Source organism: Achromobacter sp. ACM02, from assembly GCF_014851605.1.
Lineage (GTDB): Bacteria > Pseudomonadota > Gammaproteobacteria > Burkholderiales > Burkholderiaceae_B > Achromobacter > Achromobacter aegrifaciens.
This window is the reverse complement of record NZ_JACUZY010000005.1, coordinates 623,992-640,895: the sequence shown is the minus strand read 5'-3', so window position 1 is coordinate 640,895 and position 16,904 is coordinate 623,992. Positions and strand designations below refer to the sequence as shown.

Sequence of the window (16,904 nt, the reverse complement as noted above, 5' to 3'; positions counted from 1 at the left end):
CAGGACGCGCGCATCAACCGATTATTTTTTGTCCGCTGCATGCATGGCGGGAATGCCAGCGCTGCCCCTTTCCGGACAGCGGCGGCAGTGTTGTTAACGGTTTGTTTTCTAAAGTTACATTTGCCGCGCAATTGCCCGCTGACGCTGGTTACAGTGCTGCCTTTCCCATCATTCTTGGCAGGCATACGACCATGTGGCACGCCCAGCCCGGCCTTTACGCTTGCGCGGTTGCAGCCCGCGCCGCTGCACAATGAAGACCCCGCTCGCCCTCAAACCCCTGGCGCTGGCCGTGGCGCTGGCCGCCCTGCCCGTCGTGCCCGGCGCGGCGCAGGCCAGGTCCAACTGGATCGACCAGTGCGCCCCTGGCTACAACGAATACAACGGCGCCAACCTGGAATGCCAGCAGGCCTTCCACGAAGGGCTGGCCGCCGTGCTGACCGGATCGGCCGATGACGACGCCGGCCGCTGGGGCTATCTCGACAAGCGAGGCCGCATGGCCATCGCGCCGTCCTTCCAGGAGGCCAAGTCCTTTCAGAACGGCCTGGCCGCCGTGAACCAGGATGGGCTATGGGGCTATATCGATACGCAAGGGCAATGGGCGATCAAGCCGCGCTTTTCCGAGGCAACGGGCTTTAACGCCGAGGGTTCCGCACTGGCCGAGGAAGACGGGCACGATGTGCTGATCGACCGCAAGGGCAACATCATCAAGACCTTCGAGCTGGGCACGCGCTCGTGGGGCTTCCAGCGGGGGCAGAAGCTGGCATCGATGGAGATGCCCATGCCGCCGCGCCTGTTCAATACCGCAACCGGCAAGGCGGCGACGCTGCCTGCCGGCGTCATGGCGCTGGCCGCGCCCAGCGACGGCTACCTGCCCGCCCAGTTGCGCGATTCGCGCTACAGCGGTTGGTGGGGGCTGCTGGACGAGCAGGCCCGCTGGGCGATCGCGCCGGACGTGTTGCGCGCCCGCGAGCCCGCATTGCGCGACGGCGACGTGCTGGCGGTGAGCCGCGACGCAGGCTGGACGTTCGTGGATCCGCGCGGCAAGACCATCCACAAGCAGCGCTATGAGCACGTGCAGCTGGCGGGGCCTGGGCTATGGCTGGTCAAGCAGAAAGGCGCGGGCAAGGCGCTGCTGTTGAACGCCAAGCTCGGCGTCCAGCATGCCTTCAAGGGCAATTACATCGGCCTGGATGAACGCGAGGGCTGGCGCGTCATGATCGATGACGAAGCCGTGCTGCTGATCGATCCCGCCGGCAATTTCCGCAAGATAGACGCGCGCCATGGCCGCGTGCAGCTGAGCAACGGGCAGGCCTGGGTGACGGCTTCCTTGCCGCCGCGCGCCGCGGATATGGCGGTCGACGCGGCCGAGGCCGCGGCAGTGGCAGCCGATGCCGCAGCGGCCGGCGCCGCCGCGGCCCCTGATGACGGTCCCGGAGAGGCGGTGGAGGCCTCGGCCGACGCCGCAATTGCGGCGCAGGAGGCGGTCGCCGCGGCAGCCGCGGCCTCGGAAGCCGAGACCGTGGCCGTCGACGTCGCCACGCCTGCCGCAATGGACGTGGCCGCCGCCGCAGTGGACGCCGCCGCGCAAGCGACGAGCGCGGATGCCGCGCCCGACACCGGCGGCGGCCTGCTGCAGATCTATACGCGCGAAGGCAAGCCGCTGCTGGACGCCGACACCGTCGCACGCCTGCAGGACTACGACATCAGGGCCTTTTCCGCGCGCGAGTCCGCACACGGCCGGGCCTTCGCGGACAGCTTGCCGCTGGCCCTGTTGCGGCCCCTGGACTATACGCAGCCTCTCGGCATACTGACGTCCAAGGGCAAGATCGTGACCAACCCGGACTGGGAGGACATGTCCAGCTACGACGTGACCATGCCCTTGCCGGTGCGCGCCGCCAACGGCAAGTATGGCGCCATCGACGCCGACGGCAACTGGGCTGTGCAGCCGCGCTACAGCGTCATCCATCCGTTCCGCGGCGGCTACGCGCAGGCGGGCGCGGGGCGCAGCCGCAGCGACGGCGACCAGTTGATCGACGCCCGAGGCAAGGCCGTCGCGGTCCCTGCCGAGATACTGGACGGCGCCAGGTACTTCGATGGCGAACTGATCCAGTACCGCGCGCCGGACGAAAACCGCGAGAACCGCTGGGGCATCTGGAATGTCGCCAAGGGTGCGCCCGCCGTCAAGCCGGTGTACGAAAGCATGGAGAAGTTCGAAGACGATTGGACCAAGGTCCAGCACCAGGACCGCTGGGGCGTCATGAACCGCGAGGGCAAATGGGTGGTGCCCGCCACGCAGGACAGCTCGTACAAACTCGAATATCTGGGCAACGGCCTCATGCTGGTCGAGGACAACGCTCCCGGACAACGCTCCCGCAGCTCGTTCGACACCACCTACCGCCTGGTGAACCTGCGCACCGGCAAGCCCAGCGAGCCCGTGACCGGCAAACCTGAGCGCCTGAAGGACGGACGCTACCTGGCCGCGCTGGCGGGCGGCGGAACCATGTTGTTCGACGCCAAGGGCGGCGCCACGCGAGTCTCCGACGGCCGAGCCAAGCGCACGGAGCTCTACCAGCACTGGCTCTACATCGAACATGACGACCGCGAGGGCGCCATCGATGCCCGCGGCAACATGAAGGTTCCCGCCATCTACGGCGAGTTCAATCCCTTCTTCGCGCAGCCCGAGGGGCTGGCGCGCGCCTACAACGGCTCCGACTACCGCGTGATCGACCAGGACGGCAAGACCGTGCTGGGCAAGCTGGGCGACGGCTCGCCGCTGGCAACCATGCAGCGCATCGTGTTCCACGACTCGGAAAATTCCGTCAGCATCATGACGGACCTGCAGGGCCGCGAGATCACGCGCATCGACGGCACCTACAGCGTGGAAGACCGCAGCGCCAACGAAGGCGTAGCCCCCTATCGCAGCCGCTCGGGCAACGGCAGGCACGGCTTCATCGATGCCAACGGCAAGCGCATCGTGGGACCGCACTTCGACACGCTGGGCCCGCTGAACAACGGCCTGGCGGTGGCGCGCCGCCTGCAGTATTCCGGCACGCTATATGGCTACATCGACCTGACGGGACGCTATGCGATTCCGCCCGTCTTTACCTGGGCCGGAAACTTCAGCGAAGAACGCGCGCTGGTCCGCAGCAACCACCAGGGCCGGAACACGCAGTACATCGATACCAAGGGCGTGCCCATCGCCACGTTCACCGAGGTATGCGACACGGTGACCATCCTGGACGACCAGGGCAGGATCACCTGGCCGCAGCAGAAAATGGATTGCCCCGTGGCCGACAAGTTCGAACTCGCCCCCGACAACGCCAAAGCGAAACAACCATGAAGTCACGCGCGATACGCACCACCCGCCTTGCCTGCGCCCTGGCCGCGCTGGGCGCGTCCCTGTCGGCGCATGCGCAATACTCGTACTGCATCGAGGAAAAGCCCTACAGCGTCGCAGCCGACGACGACATCAGTCCCTACGCCAACGGCTGCATCCGCACGCTGGCGGACCAACGCGCCGCAGTGCTGCTGCCCTCCGCGCTGGTGAACATCGACCGCGTGCCGCGCGATCATTCGCTGCGCCGCCATGCCTGGGGTTTCCTGGACCAGAACGGCCGGCTGGCGATTTCGCCCATCTTCGAAGCGGTGGGCGATTTCCGTCACGGCCTGGCCGCGGTGAAATGGAAAGGCAAGTGGGGCTTCATCGACACCAAAGGCCGGATGGCGGTGCCGCCGCGCTATGACGCCGTGCAGGACTACGCCGAGATCGGCCTGACCGTGGCCATACTGGACGGCCGCTATCTATTGATAGACCGCAAGGGCCAGCCGGTGGGCGCACCGTTGGACGAAGGCGTGCAGTCCTTGCACGTGGGCGCGGGCGTGCCGGCGCTGGCGACGGTGGAATACAAGCCGGAGTACCGCTCCAGCACCGGCGAACGCCGTTACAGCGATGCCGGCGTCAGCATCATCAAGTCCTATGGCAACGGCCTGTACATCGCCACCAACAAGGAAGGCCGGTACGGCCTGGTGGACCGGGACTGGAAGTGGGTGCTCGAGCCCGACTATCAAGAAATCTCGGTGCCGGGTGAAGACGGCTCGATGGCCGTCGCCTATGGCGACGGCGATGCGCTGCTGCTGGACCTCGATGGCAAACCCGTGGGCGCTGACCAGGGCTATCGCAGCCTGATGCCCGTGACCAAGGCATTCTGGAGCGCCGAGCTCGGCCGCGGTTCCTATGTGGTGCTGGATAGCGGCGGCAAGCCCGTCGTTACGCTCAAGTCCGCCGAAGCGCAGGAATCGCAGCGCCACGGCGACGCCATCGTCTACCCCTCGGGCGGCAAGCAGATGGCGCTGGTTCCGGGGCGCGCGGAGCCGCTGACGCTGGGCGCGGGCCTGTTCGTGGCCGAGGACCAGAACGGCTACGTGCTGTTCTCGAACGAGGACCGCGTACCGGTTGGCCTGTTGACGCCGATGGGCAACTGGCTGCACGGCGAAACGGCGCCCGCCTGGCTCAAGGACACCGGCAGGATGGTGGTCAGCCAGGGCAAGCTGTGGCTCTTCAAGCAGGAAGGCGAGCTGCTCAACGTGCTGGACGATGAAGGCCGCCTGCTGCTCAAGCCCGAAACGGTGGAAGCCGCCAAGAGCCGCTCGCTCAAGGAGCTGCCGCTGGACATACCCGGCAGCGCACTGGGCCTGCTGGCCCAGGACCACTGCCAATGCACCGAGGACGGCGCCGGCCTGCTGCTGGCCGACGGCGGCATTGCCTCCGACCCGGCCTGGCGCAGCATCATCCCGCTGGACGGATCCGACGAGGATTACGGCGCGCAGGCGGATGCGGAAGCCGCCGGACTCAAGGCGGAGCAGCTGCGCTACGCAGCCCAGACCGCCGCAGGCCTGCTGCTGCTCGATGCCGTGGGCAAGCCCATGGATCTGCCCGCGCAGCAGCACATCGGGCCGTTCCGCCATGGTTACGCACCGGCCTACGCCGATGGCGTGAGCCGCATGCTGGACCGCAGCGGCAAGACCTACGACCTGCCCCGCGACTTCTTCGAAGCGCAGATCGTCGCCCCCGGCGTGGTCCGTTTCCTCAAGACCGCAGCCGAGGGCTCGCCCTGGGGCCTGTACGACTTCGTCGCCGGCAAGGAAATCGCCGCGCCCGCGTTCCAGGACATCGGCCTCTTCCAGGACGGCCAGGCGGTCGCCTCGCTGGGCCAGGATCGCGTCGGGATCATCGACCTTAAGGGCAAGTGGATCGTGCCGCCCAGCCACCACAGCGCGGAACGCATCACCGCCAAGATCTGGCAGCTGCGCCAGGCCGGCCCGCAGCAGGAAGAGTACGAACGTCCCGCCGCCGTCTTCAACGCCGAGGGCCGCGCGCTGACCGCCTTCCGGCCCAAGCTCTCGGTCGGCGTGGACAGCGAAGGCGCAATCGCAGCCAGCGACGACAAGCACCGCTGGACCATTGCGCCTGACGGCTCGCAAGCGGTGGACATGGAAGATGCGGACTACGTGCGCATGGGCGACTGGACGGTGCTGCGCCGCCAGCCGCGCCAAGGCTATCTGGACAGCCAGGGGCAATGGCAGATCGCGCCGTCCTCGGCCGTCGCCGGCGCCTTCCGCGGCGCCCCCGCCCGCGCCCTGCTGACGGGCGAAGACGGTCCGCGCCTGATCGACGACCAGGGCAAGACCGTGACCGCGTTGCCCGCCGGCGAATGGCGCTGGCCGCTGGGCTCCGACATGCTGCTGCGGCATTACTACGCGGGCAACCGGGAGATGACCGACTACACCGGCCTGGACGGCAAGAAGCGGCTTTCCGTCGAAGGCCTTGCGTCAGCCTATTCCGAAGGGCGCGCGGTAACGCGCGTGTCCAACCGCGGCATGCGCGCGCTGGACGGCAAGGGCGCGCTGTCCGGCCCGGCATTCGACGCGCTGGGCCCGCTGCACGAAGGCCTGGCGCCGGTCGGCATCGATAGCGGCTACGGCTACGTGGATGCGCAGGGCAAGCTCGCGATCGCCGCGGATTACCGGGTGGTCGCGCCATTCAGCAAGGGCCGCGCGGTGGTATCCACGCTGGAGCAATCGATGATCATCGATCCCTCCGGCAAACAGGTGGCGCGCGTGGAAATGGAATGCGGCATGCGCACGCTGTACGGCTCGCACAACCAGCGGCTGTGGCCGCTGAGCCTGCCGAGCCGCTGCCCCCGCTAGGGTCGCGCGCTTACTGCGTGTCCAGCGCCAGGTAGCGGCGCGTCTGCACGATCTCCTCCCGCTCCTTGAAGCTGGTGAGCTGATCGGCCAGCGCGCTGCTGTCGCCTGTCTGCTTGATGGCCGCAAGCGTGGCCTGCATGGCGTGGATGGCGGCGCGCTGCAAGTCCGACGGAATGATCGCCAGGCGGTAGCCCATGGCCGCCAGGTCGGCCAGCGGCGTGAGCGGCGTCTTGCCGCCGTAGAACATGTTGATCAGCTTCAGGCCCGGCAGGCGTTCGGCGATGGCGCGGATCTGCTCCAGCGTCTCGGGCGCTTCCACGAAGATCATGTCCGCGCCCGCCTTCAGATAGCGCTCGGCGCGCGAAAGCGCGGCCTCGAAACCTTCGACCGCAATGGCGTCGGTGCGCGCGATCACCAGCGCATCGGGGTCGCTCAGCGTCTGGCGCGCGATATGCACCTTGCGGCACATTTCCTCGGCGTCCACCAGGCTCTTGTCGTCCAGGTGGCCGCAGCGCTTGGGGAAGGACTGGTCTTCGATATGGAAGGCCGCCACGCCGGCGCGTTCCATGATGCGCACGGTGCGCTCCACGTTGGCCGAACCGCCAAAGCCGGTGTCGGCATCGGCCACCACCGGCAGGCCGCTGGCGTCCACGATCTTTTCCACGCGGTCCATGACCTCGGTGAAGCTGAGCAGGCCGATGTCCGGATAGCCGGCTGCGCGCGCGATGGCGCCGCCGCTGGCGTAGACGGCGGAAAAGCCGGCCGCGGCCACCAGCCGGGCCGACATGCCGTCATAGGCGCCGGGCGCCACGACGATGTCGCGGGCCAGGTGCTGGCGCAACAGGGTGCTGGGTTTGATGGAGGCAGTCATGCGGATTCCTTTGCGGGTGTCGTCGATGTATGCATGATCGGCCCGTCGCAATAGAATGTCCAATATATGGAAAATTCATAATCAATACTTTCAAAGTACCAATATGGAACTGCGTCACCTGCGTTACTTCGTCGCCACAGCCGAGGCCCAGCACTTCACACGCGCGGCCGAGCAGCTGGGCATGGCGCAGCCGCCGCTGTCGCAGCAGATCCGCCAACTGGAGCAGGAAGTCGGCACGCCGCTGTTCGATCGCACCGGGCGTGGCGTTGCGCTGAACGATGCCGGACGCGCCTTCCTGGTCTGCGCGCAAGACATCCTGCAGCGGGCTGACGCCGCCGTGCGCACGGCGCAGCGGGCCGCGCGCGGCGAAGTCGGCGAACTGACATTGGGATTCACGGAATCCGCGTCCTTCAGCGGCGTGGTGACGGAACTGATACGGCAGTACCGGCAGCGCTATCCGGACGTGGAGATGACGCTGTCGCAGGGCGATAGCGAAACGCTGGTGACGCAACTGCGCAGCGGCGCGATCGACGCGGCCTTCGTGCGCCCGCCCTTCGCGCTGGACGGCGGCCTGGCATTCACGCAACTGGCGCAGGAACCGCTGGTGGTGGCGCTGCCGCTGGGCCACGCGCTGGCGCGGCGCAAGCGGCTGGCACCCTCCGATCTGGAGCAGGAACGCTTCATCCTGTATTCGCGCAAATCCGGCTATGGACTCAGCGCCGACATCATGGCCGCCTGCCGCCAGCATGGACTGAATCCGCAGATCGGCCAGCGCGCGCCGCAACTGTCGTCGGCGGTGAACCTGGTAGCGGCGGGCATGGGCGTGGCCATCGTACCGGAATCGCTGCGCCATCTGCGCCCCGACGGCGTGGTGTACCGCCCTTTCGCGCTGGACTGGCCGCGCGCGGTGCTGGGCCTGGCTGTGCGCGAAGAAGGCGCGGGCGGGCGGGTGCGCAATCTGCTGGCGTTGGCCGGCGGCTGAAGATCTTTACTCCATCGCCAGCCGACGATTCAGCCTTCGTGCGATTCGTGCACAGCCACGGCGCCGCGTTTCCAGTAGCTGGCCGCACGGATGCGGCTCTTGTCGACGCCGTGCTGCGCAACCATGATTTCCCGCACGGCCTTGGCCGCGGCCGATTCCGCGGCCACCCAGGCATAGCCTTCGCCCGGCGGCAGCGTCAGCTCGCGCGCGGCTTCCAGCAACAGAGTGCTGTAGCCCGCCGCGGTGCCGTTGCGGTGCAGCCAGCGCACCGAGGCTTGCGCTGCGGTAGCCAGCGGGATTTCGTTGGAAGCATCCGGCACTTCGATCAGCACCAGCGCCTGCGCGCTGGCCGGCAGCTCTTCCAGTCGGCGGGCGATGGCGGGCAAGGCGGTTTCATCTCCGATCAGCACATGCCAGTCGAAGCCCGTGGGTACGACGAAGGAGCCGCGCGGCCCGCCTATGCCCAGCAGTTGGCCCGGCTTGGCCTGTTCGGCCCAGGTGGACGCGGGGCCGTCGCCGTGCAGCACGAAGTCGATGACGAGCTCCTTGCGCGCCGCGTCGAAAAAGCGCGGCGTGTAGTCGCGGGCGGCGGGCTTGGGCATGTCCTCCGGGAACTTGATGCCGTCCGGTGTCACCGCCGGCAGCGCTGGCGGCAGGGAAGGATCGGCGGGAAAGAACAGTTTCACGTGGTCGTCGAACGAGGCGGACACGAAGTCCTGCAGTTCGTCGCCGGTGAAGGTGACGCGGGCCATCAGGCCTGCGACGCGTTCGACGCTGGCCACGGTCAGCGTGCGCATCTTCAGGTTGTGGCGGACGCGTTCGACATTCAGGTCGTTGCGGGTCATGGATACTCCAGGAATGAGGTCTTCAGGAACAGCTCTGTTCCGTGATGTCGGCAGTGGCGCGGGCCAGGATGGCCGCGATGCGCCGCTGCTCGGCGGGCGAGGCGTCGGTGCGGTCCAGCAGCGCGCGCTTGAGCGCCTGGCGCGCGGCCACGAACTCCGGCAGCCAGCCGGTGGCGGTGTCTTCGCCTTCGGGGCCGACGTTGCGCGGCTGGCCGCTCCAGGCCTGGCGCATCCAGTCCATCTTGCGCGCCACGTGCTTGAGCTTGTTGAACATCAGCGCCAGGCGTTCGCGATTGCCGTCCAGGTGCGCACGGCCCGGTTCCGCCAGGTGATAGCGCTTCTTCGCGCCCTCTTGCTCGACGGTGGCGTAGCCCAGCTCTTCCAGGTAGGTCAGCGCGGGATACACCATGCCGGGGCTGGGCGTGTAGAAACCGTTGCTGAGCGCACCCAGCGCCTTGATCAGCTCGTAGCCATGGCTGGGATTCTTTTCCAGCAGGCCCAGCAGCATCAGCTGCAGGTCGTCGGCGCTGACTTTGCGGCTGCGGGTCCAGCCGCGACCGTCGTCGCCGAAACCGCCCCCGAAGCCGCCGCCTTCGCCGCGCTCGTCGGCCGGACCGGAGAACCAGTCCCCGCCCGCGGCGGCGTGGCGCTGGTGGTGGCCATGGCCTTCGCCGTGGTGGCGATGGTGCGCATGGGGATGATGGGAATGCGAATGACCGTGGCGGCCCTGCGGCTTCTGGCGGGCTCGGCGCACGAATGCGGTAAGGAATTGGGCGTCACGCATGGTTTACCTCCGGTGTCTATCGTACGATTTATATCTTACGACATATATCTTACGATATACCTGCGATAGTCCATCCGTCAAGCGCGACGTTCGATCACCCCTGCCGCGATCCCTCCCACGATGAGCGCCATGCCCGCCAGCAGCGAAACGCTGACCGGCTCGTGCAGGAACAGGACCGAGCACAGCAAGCCGAACACGGGTACCCCCAACAATCCGATGGAAGTCACGCCCGCGGGCAAGGCACGATTTACATTCACGGCAGCCCAGTGCGCCACCGCGATGCCGAAGACACCGGCATAGCCCAGCAGCCATGCCAGGTCGGCGCTCCACGCCACTTGCGGCGGACCTTCGGTTGCGTACGCCACGGCCGACAGTACGGCCGAAGCCAACAGGGCCTGCCACAGCGCGAGTTCGAAGGGCGGCGTAACCCAGCGGTGTGCGCGCACGTAGACGATATTGGCCGCCCAGCACAGCGCCGCCAGCAGGATCAGGCCATTGCCCAACAGGGCATCGCGATTGGTCCAGTCGAAGGCCAGCGGATTGAAGATGACGACCAGCCCCAGGAGGCCCAGCGCCAGCCCGGCCCGCCGGGCTGGCCCCACTGCCTCCCTCAGGAACAGCCAGGCGCCCGGTATCACCCACAAGGGCGTGGTGTAGGCCAGCACGGCCGAGCGGCCCGCCGGCACGTACAGCATGCCCAGGCTGACCAGCGCGGCAAACGCCCCCATGTGCAGCAGCCCCACGCTGAAAATCACCGGAAGGTCGGCCTTGACCGGCGGGGCCACGCGGCGCAGCGCGAGACCCAGCAACAGCAATGCGGCGGTGCCCGCAATGCTGCGCGTGGCCGCTGCCCAGATAGGCGTCATGTACTGCAACAGCAGCTTGTTGACGATCCAGGTGAAGCCCCAGGCAAGCACCACCACGCCCAGCAGCAGCAAGGCGTGGCGGCGGGAAAGCGCAGTGGTGGACATGGCCGGCGGAAGCATCCGCGAGGACGCGGCGGTATGAAGATGCCCCGACTATAGGAGCCGCCCGCCACGGCTCCGTAGACCCACGGCGCGCCTATTCCCTGGTGCCACGTGCGGGCTTGGATCGGGCCGCTACGCGCCCCGCGAGCCAACGCTCGAACGCCGCCGCCTTGGGTTCGTCGGGCGCGGGCGCGTAAACCACCAGCCGCAGGTGCCGGCTCTCGTCCACCGACAAGGTGGAATGCTCGAACGCCAGCGCGCCCAGGGCTGGCAGGCAGAGGCTGCGCAGGCCCATGCAGGACCCGTGCACATCGTGTTCGCGCCACCAGCTCTTGAAGTCCGGCGATACGCGCTCCAGTTCATCCACCAGCTCTCCGACGTCCGGCGCCTGGCCCGCGCTGGCGAAGTCGCGCCGGAATGTGGACAGCATGGCGGGCGCTTGCGCTGGCCAGTCCACGAACAGTTCGCGCATCGCCGGATCCGCGAACAGCATCCACAACAGGTTCCTGCGGCCCGGCGCCTGCGTTGAAAAATTGAACACGCGGTCCGCGGCCGCATTCCACGCCACTACGTCCCAGCGCAGATTGAGGATGTAGGCCGGGCGCGCGGGCAGGTCGTCCATCAGGCGGCGCACCTGTGCGGGCACCGTGCACCAGGTGCGCCCCGGTTCCGATGGCGGACGCTGGTGCGCCAGCAGGTAGAGATGACGGCGTTCGGCGGCGTCCAGCTTCAGCACGCGCGCCAGGTTTTCCAGGAAGCCTGCCGACACGCTGATGTTGCGCCCTTGTTCGAACCAGGTGTACCAGGCCAGGCCCACGCCGGCCAACGCGGCCACTTCCTCGCGCCGCAATCCCGGCGTGCGCCGGCGCCCCCCCGCGGGCAGCCCCAGCTCGGCAGGACTGAGCCGTTCGCGGCGCAGCCGCAGAAATTCCGACAGATCGGCGCGGGTGCGCTCCAGGCGCTTGGGGGCTGCGGTTGCGGTCATGAGTCTATTGCACCTGGTAATAGCATAAACAGCTAAATTGTATAAGGCTAAAAGCCTCTCCAGAATAGCGCCCATCCTGACTCCGATGGCGCTTTCCATGTCTTCTTCCACACTCCCCTGCCCTGGCGCGCACGCCGCGCCGCAGCCCGCCCTGGGCCGCCTGGGCCTGGCCGTGCTGCTGTCTGGCGGCTTCATCACGATCTTCGATCTGTTCGTGGTGAACGTCGCCATTCCCAGCATGCAATCCACCTTGTCCGCCAGCTTCGCGCAGATCAGCTTCATCATCGCCGCCTACGAGCTGGCCTATGGCGTGCTGCTGATCGCGGGCAGCCGGCTGGGCGACCGCCATGGCCGGCGGCGCCTGTTCATGCTGGGCATGGCGGGGTTTGCGCTGGCCTCGGCGCTGTGCGGCCTGGCGCCCACGGCCGACACGCTGATCGCCGCGCGCATCCTGCAAGGCATGGCCGCGGCCATGCTGTTTCCGCAGGTGTATGCGTTGATCCGAGTCAGCTATCAGGGCCAGGAACGGCAGCGCGCCTTCGGCTTGCTGGGCATGACGCTGGGACTGGCGGCCATCGCCGGACAGGTGCTGGGCGGCTGGATCGTGCATGCCGACCTGTTCGGGCTGGCATGGCGCAGCATCTTCCTGCTCAACGTGCCGCTGGGCCTGTTGGCGTGGCGGCTGGCACGCCATATCCCGGAATCACGCGAGCCCTCGGCCGCCGGCATGGACTGGCCCGGTTCGGCGCTGGTGGGCGCAGGACTGGCCCTGCTGCTGCTGGCGCTGATAGAAGGTCCCGCGCGCCGCTGGCCCGCGTGGACGGTGGCCTGCGGCGTGGCGGCGCTGATCGCGCTGGCGCTGTTCGTGCGCATGCAGCGGCGTGTCGCGGCCCGCGGCGGCGCGCCGCTAGTTGACATGGCCTTGCTGGCGCAGCCGCGCTTCGCGGCGGGTTGTCTGCTGGTCATGCAGGTGTTCTCCACTGCCAGCGCCATGTTCCTCTGCTATGCGCTGCTGGTGCAGACTGGCTTCGGCCTGGACGCGCTGACGGCCGGCCTGATCTTCGCCCCCGCCAGCGTGGGCTTCGTGGCCGGGTCGATGGCGGCGCCGCGGCTGGTGGCGCGCTTCGGCACGCGTGCCATCGCGCTGGCCGCCCTGCTGTATGGCGGCGCCACGGCAACCTTGATGCTGCAGGTGGAGGCGGCCGGCGCGAGCCTGGCGCCGTGGTCGCTGTTGCCGGCGCTGGTGTGGCTGGGCGCGGCCCAGGGCGCCGTCAACACGCCGCTGGTGAATCTGGCGCTGGGCTTCGTCGACGACCGCCACGCTGGCATGGCGGCCGGCGTGGTGTCGACCTTGCAGCAGGTGGGCGCGGCGCTGGGCGTGTCGGCGGCGGGCATGCTGTACGCCGGCGCACTGGAGGCCCATGCCGCGGTTGGTGCGGCCGAACGTCACGCCCGCGCCTTCGCCAGCGCCATGCAGTTCAACGTCGCGGCGATTCTGGCGGCGGCGGCGCTACTGTGGTGGCTGGGGCGCCGCTTGCGGGCGGCGCGCGCCGCTACTGGTAGCTCATCGTAAACGTGGCGCGGCCATTGGCAGATCCCGCGGTAACAACCGGATCTGTCTGCACATAGCGCGCCGACAACGGAATTGAGAACGTGCCGGTACCCGTGGACACAGAACCCGCGTGCCATTGGTTGACGTTTCCAGCCACTTTGGAATCCGGGCCATAGCCAAGCACCGTGGTTCCCTTCAGAATCTCGATGCCAATACCTCTGGCTTGGGAGTCCGGCGACAACGTCAAAACATTGGAGCGATTGTCGGTATTGGTGGCATCCGTCAGCGTGACATACGCCTCTGCAGACATCCCGGGATCCCCGCCCGAACATTTCAAATCGATGCTGAAGGGCCGCTCGGGCGAGGTGGAGCCCACACCCTTGAAACTAGTTGCAGGGAAGCTCCCCAACGACCTCTTGATAGGTCCAGCCGACGAAACCGAACAGGTGGGTGGCTGCTTCACTTTTACAGTGAGGTCGCCCCATATAAAGACATACGCGTACCTGTTACTGCCGGTAGCCGGGTGCTGATAGTCGTCGGTCATCGTGAATAGGGTCGGACTTGAAATAGTCTTGGAGGTAATCGGTCCCGTCTTGATCAGTTCGTAGATGAAATCGATCCTGGGCAATTCGGCCCCGGAGAATCTACCCGTGCAACTAAAAGGAACGTAGCCCGTGCCGCAGGTGCCCCCCGTCACCTTCGTGCGGATACCGACTCCCGGAATACCAGTCGCGAAAACATTGGGTGCAACCTGCGTACCTGAACCGTTGAAGGACATTCTGACGGTGGCGGTAAGACAGGTGCCGGTGCCACTGTGGTAGCCGTTCGCCCAAAAAGCAACCGTTTTCAACACCTGGCCGACCGGCGCATCGGGATCGACAGTAATCTCTGGGCCTCCCGAGAAGGGCGCAGGAATTTGACCGTTGGAACAAAGCGCAGCATAGGCATTGGGAGACAGCGCCAGCAGCAATAGCAGCGCGCCAAATGAATACAGGTTTCGAAGCATTTTCATCTCGCAACTCCGATCGGTAGCGAATAGACAGTTATCTGATTGGTTAATTGCAGCGGATTTCGATCTGCTGATAGGTATCGGCACGCGTGCCTTTCTCCATCGCCGCAAGCTCGTATGCCATGCGGCAAGCATCGCCGGGGTGCTCGCCCCACTTGGCGGTCAACTGGCCGCTATCTTGCAAACCCCGCGCCAGTACACGGCTGGCCTGCCCGACCAGACCGACTTCCACACCATGTTCATCCACCACGCTGGCGCCGAACGGCAGCGGCTTGCCATCGGCTTTCAGCACCTGCAGCATGGCCGACCGCCCCGAGACCGTGGCGTACCGCAGCATCGCGACCGCACCGGCGCGCGGCGCCACCTGCTGGCTGGTGACCTGCAGTTCCACATCGGTGGACAGCCCCTTGGGATCGATTTCCACCGTGTTCATGCGATACGGCGTCAGATGCGGCACGACGGCATATCCACGGCTGTTGACGCGCACGCCCGAGGCATTGAGCAGACGCGCGCCTTCGGCGTCGGGCGCTTCAACGATGCCGAAGGTTTCCGAAAGCGGCTGCGACAGCGTAAGGCCGCCCGGATGCGCGACGAGCGCCCCGCGCACGCCTACCGAGCTTTGCGAATAGCCCGTACCCACGCCTGCGCTGCCCGTGAATTCGGCGACCGGCGCGCGGTAAAGCACGCTGGCGCTGCCGCCGTTCATGCTGTCGCCCGAACCGCCGGAAGCATGGTCGGCGCTAAGGCTGTAGGACAGATCATTGTCCTCGCCCGTGGAGCCGGACAACGTGCTTTGCACCCGCAAGCGGCCGTCGGAGTCGCGTCCGGCATTGGTCGACAGGCTGAGCGGATTGCTCTTGCCCAGCGGAATGCTGATGGTCGCGTAGACCGCGGTGCCCATCTGCTGTCGGCTGTCGCGCTGACGCTGGACGCTGATGTTGTAGCCCACGGTCTTGTACCGGTTCGCATAGGCGATGCTGTAGTTCACGTCGCGGCCGTCGCGGTTCCAATGGTCCACGCCCGAGGCGGTCAGGTTGATGCTGCCGCGCTGCCCGCCCAACTGCTGGCTCAGCATGATCGAGGCGCGGTTGCGCTCGCGCACCATGCTGCCGGTATAACGGTACTGGCCATAGCCGTAGAGCGAATTCATGGCTTCGTTCAGGCCGTAGAAGCCGCTGGTGGAATAGCGGTACGCCGCGATGGAGACGTTGGTGCCAGTGTTGGGCAGGTTCTTTGCATAGCTGGCGCGCATGCTGGTGCCGGTATGCGTAGCGTCTGCCTGCGACAGGCGCGACTGGGTCGCGTCCAGGCCGAACGCTCCGGCCGACGTATTCAGGGCCCCGCCCAACAAGACCGAGGTGTAGTTTTGCGCCACCGTGGCGCCGGCATAACCCGTGACCAGATTGGACAGGCCGCGTTGGTAAGTAGCCTGCAGGAAATGCGGGCTTTTCGACAATTGCTTGTTGCGCACGGCGCCGCCGACCACGCTATAGCGGCTCACGCCCGGGCGCAGCGACATCGGCACGGCGGCGTAGGGCACCGAAAACCTGCGCACGCTGCCGTCGGCTTCCTGCACCGACACATCCAGATCTCCGCCGTAGCCGGTGGCGTACAGGTCGGTGATTTCAAAGGCCCCCGGCGCCACCGTGGTTTCGTAGATAACGACCGAGTTCTGCCGGATGGTGACCCGCGCGTTGCTGTTGGCCATGCCGCGCACCACGGGCGCGTAGCCGCGCATCGAGTCGGGCAGCATGCGATCGTCGCTGGCCAGGCGTACGCCCTTGAAGGGCGTGGACTCGAACAGTTCGCCGCTGGTATAGGCTTCGCCCAAGGTGAGTTGGGACGACAGCGCAACGATCTCGCGCTGCGCGTAAGTCGAGATGTTCTGGTACTGGCGCTGGCCCTGGGAATCGAAAGAATAGGAGCCGTTGTGGCGCAGACGCCAATCACCCAGGTTGACGCCCGCGCGCAAGCCCAGATAGCCCTGCCGCTGCGTGCCGCCAAACGCCTTGTTGCGGTAGTTGTACAGGTTGAAGTCGTAATCGACCATGGCCGCGTTGACGCCTGAGTCCCATAGTTCCGGACTGACGTAACCGCGGGCGTGGCGGCTCATGGCGGCCTGGGGAATGCTGAGGTCCAGGCGCTGGTCGCCGAAGTCGAAATCGCTGCCGGCGTCCGCGGCGATCTCGTCCAGGCGCAGGCTGGCGTCTTGCGCCAGCTTTGCGGTCGCCTCGGCGGGCAGCTTGCCCAGGTCGACGCCGATGCGCTGCAACAGCTGACGGTCGAACACGGGCTGCGCCGCCGCCTCGCCGGCAACCGCCGCGAACGGCACATCGACGCGGCCCACATAGCTTTGGTTGATGAACAAGTCCACCGAATAGTTGCCGGGCGCGGCCATGTTTCCCTTGGCGAAGCGCGACAGGTCGGTGCGCTGGCCCGAGCCGCCCATCAGGAAGGCATCCTCGAATTCCACCGAAGCCACCATCGTTCCGGATGCGTCGGCCTCGGCGGCCTGCGCCACCCGCTCATGCGCAACCAGGGCCACCAGCAGTGCCGCGCAAAGAGGGGTCAGACGCAGACTGACGCTATCTCGCGTATGCAGGAGCTTTGAAAGGGTTTTCTTCATAACGGCGGAGCTGAAAGAGTGGATTCGATGAAAACGCTGGACAACACTCTCCCCGGGGATACCGTTACCGGCATC

The 16,904-nt window shown here is 66.8% G+C and carries 11 protein-coding genes; 4 read left to right on the top strand and 7 right to left on the bottom strand.

Going from position 1 to position 16,904, the window contains the following annotated elements; genetic code table 11:
• Positions 1 to 250 precede the first annotated feature (250 nt).
• A complete protein-coding gene (locus tag IB258_RS18920) occupies positions 251 to 3,340 on the top strand; it encodes a WG repeat-containing protein (protein WP_192353010.1) in 3,090 nt (1,029 codons plus the stop codon).
• Positions 3,337 to 6,207, top strand: coding sequence for a WG repeat-containing protein (locus IB258_RS18915; protein ID WP_192353009.1), 2,871 nt, complete (start codon positions 3,337 to 3,339; stop codon positions 6,205 to 6,207). Before IB258_RS18920 ends, IB258_RS18915 begins: the two co-directional genes overlap by 4 nt.
• 10 nt (positions 6,208 to 6,217) lie before the next feature.
• Here IB258_RS18915 and IB258_RS18910 read toward each other — a convergent pair whose 3' ends face one another.
• Entirely contained in the window at positions 6,218 to 7,078 is an 861-nt protein-coding gene (locus tag IB258_RS18910; RefSeq protein WP_119451688.1) for an oxaloacetate decarboxylase, read from the bottom strand.
• A 103-nt stretch (positions 7,079 to 7,181) separates the two neighbouring features.
• Between IB258_RS18910 and IB258_RS18905 the strand changes: the two genes are divergently transcribed.
• Positions 7,182 to 8,060: a LysR family transcriptional regulator gene (locus IB258_RS18905; protein ID WP_125470313.1), complete on the top strand. Its 879-nt coding sequence runs from the start codon at positions 7,182 to 7,184 to the stop codon at positions 8,058 to 8,060.
• A gap of 29 nt (positions 8,061 to 8,089) precedes the next feature.
• Here IB258_RS18905 and IB258_RS18900 read toward each other — a convergent pair whose 3' ends face one another.
• From IB258_RS18900 to IB258_RS18885, 4 genes are all read right to left on the bottom strand, one after another.
• Positions 8,090 to 8,905 (bottom strand): siderophore-interacting protein, encoded by an 816-nt coding sequence (locus IB258_RS18900; RefSeq protein WP_054458815.1) that lies wholly within the window; start codon positions 8,903 to 8,905, stop codon positions 8,090 to 8,092.
• Between the two features lie 22 nt (positions 8,906 to 8,927).
• A complete protein-coding gene (locus IB258_RS30400) occupies positions 8,928 to 9,689 on the bottom strand; it encodes a PadR family transcriptional regulator (protein WP_054458813.1) in 762 nt (253 codons plus the stop codon).
• A 77-nt stretch (positions 9,690 to 9,766) separates the two neighbouring features.
• A complete protein-coding gene (locus IB258_RS18890) occupies positions 9,767 to 10,660 on the bottom strand; it encodes a DMT family transporter (RefSeq protein ID WP_192353008.1) in 894 nt (297 codons plus the stop codon).
• 91 nt (positions 10,661 to 10,751) lie between these two features.
• Positions 10,752 to 11,642, bottom strand: coding sequence for a helix-turn-helix transcriptional regulator (locus tag IB258_RS18885; protein WP_125470317.1), 891 nt, complete (start codon positions 11,640 to 11,642; stop codon positions 10,752 to 10,754).
• 97 nt (positions 11,643 to 11,739) lie between these two features.
• On the opposite strand from IB258_RS18885, the gene IB258_RS18880 reads away from it, so the two are divergent.
• Complete coding sequence (locus tag IB258_RS18880) at positions 11,740 to 13,215, top strand: MFS transporter (RefSeq protein WP_192353007.1); 1,476 nt, start codon at positions 11,740 to 11,742, stop codon at positions 13,213 to 13,215.
• On the opposite strand, the gene IB258_RS18875 is transcribed toward IB258_RS18880, so the two are convergent.
• Together IB258_RS18875 and IB258_RS18870 are read right to left on the bottom strand one after the other, a co-directional pair.
• The gene (locus IB258_RS18875) at positions 13,196 to 14,206 is read right to left on the bottom strand and encodes a fimbrial protein (protein ID WP_054458807.1); all 1,011 of its coding nucleotides are present in this window, start codon (positions 14,204 to 14,206) and stop codon (positions 13,196 to 13,198) included. The two genes, IB258_RS18880 and IB258_RS18875, sit on opposite strands and share 20 nt — an antisense overlap.
• A gap of 43 nt (positions 14,207 to 14,249) precedes the next feature.
• Positions 14,250 to 16,748, bottom strand: a complete 2,499-nt coding sequence (locus tag IB258_RS18870) for a fimbria/pilus outer membrane usher protein (protein ID WP_370539841.1) — start codon at positions 16,746 to 16,748, stop codon at positions 14,250 to 14,252.
• Positions 16,749 to 16,904: the final 156 nt, after the last annotated feature.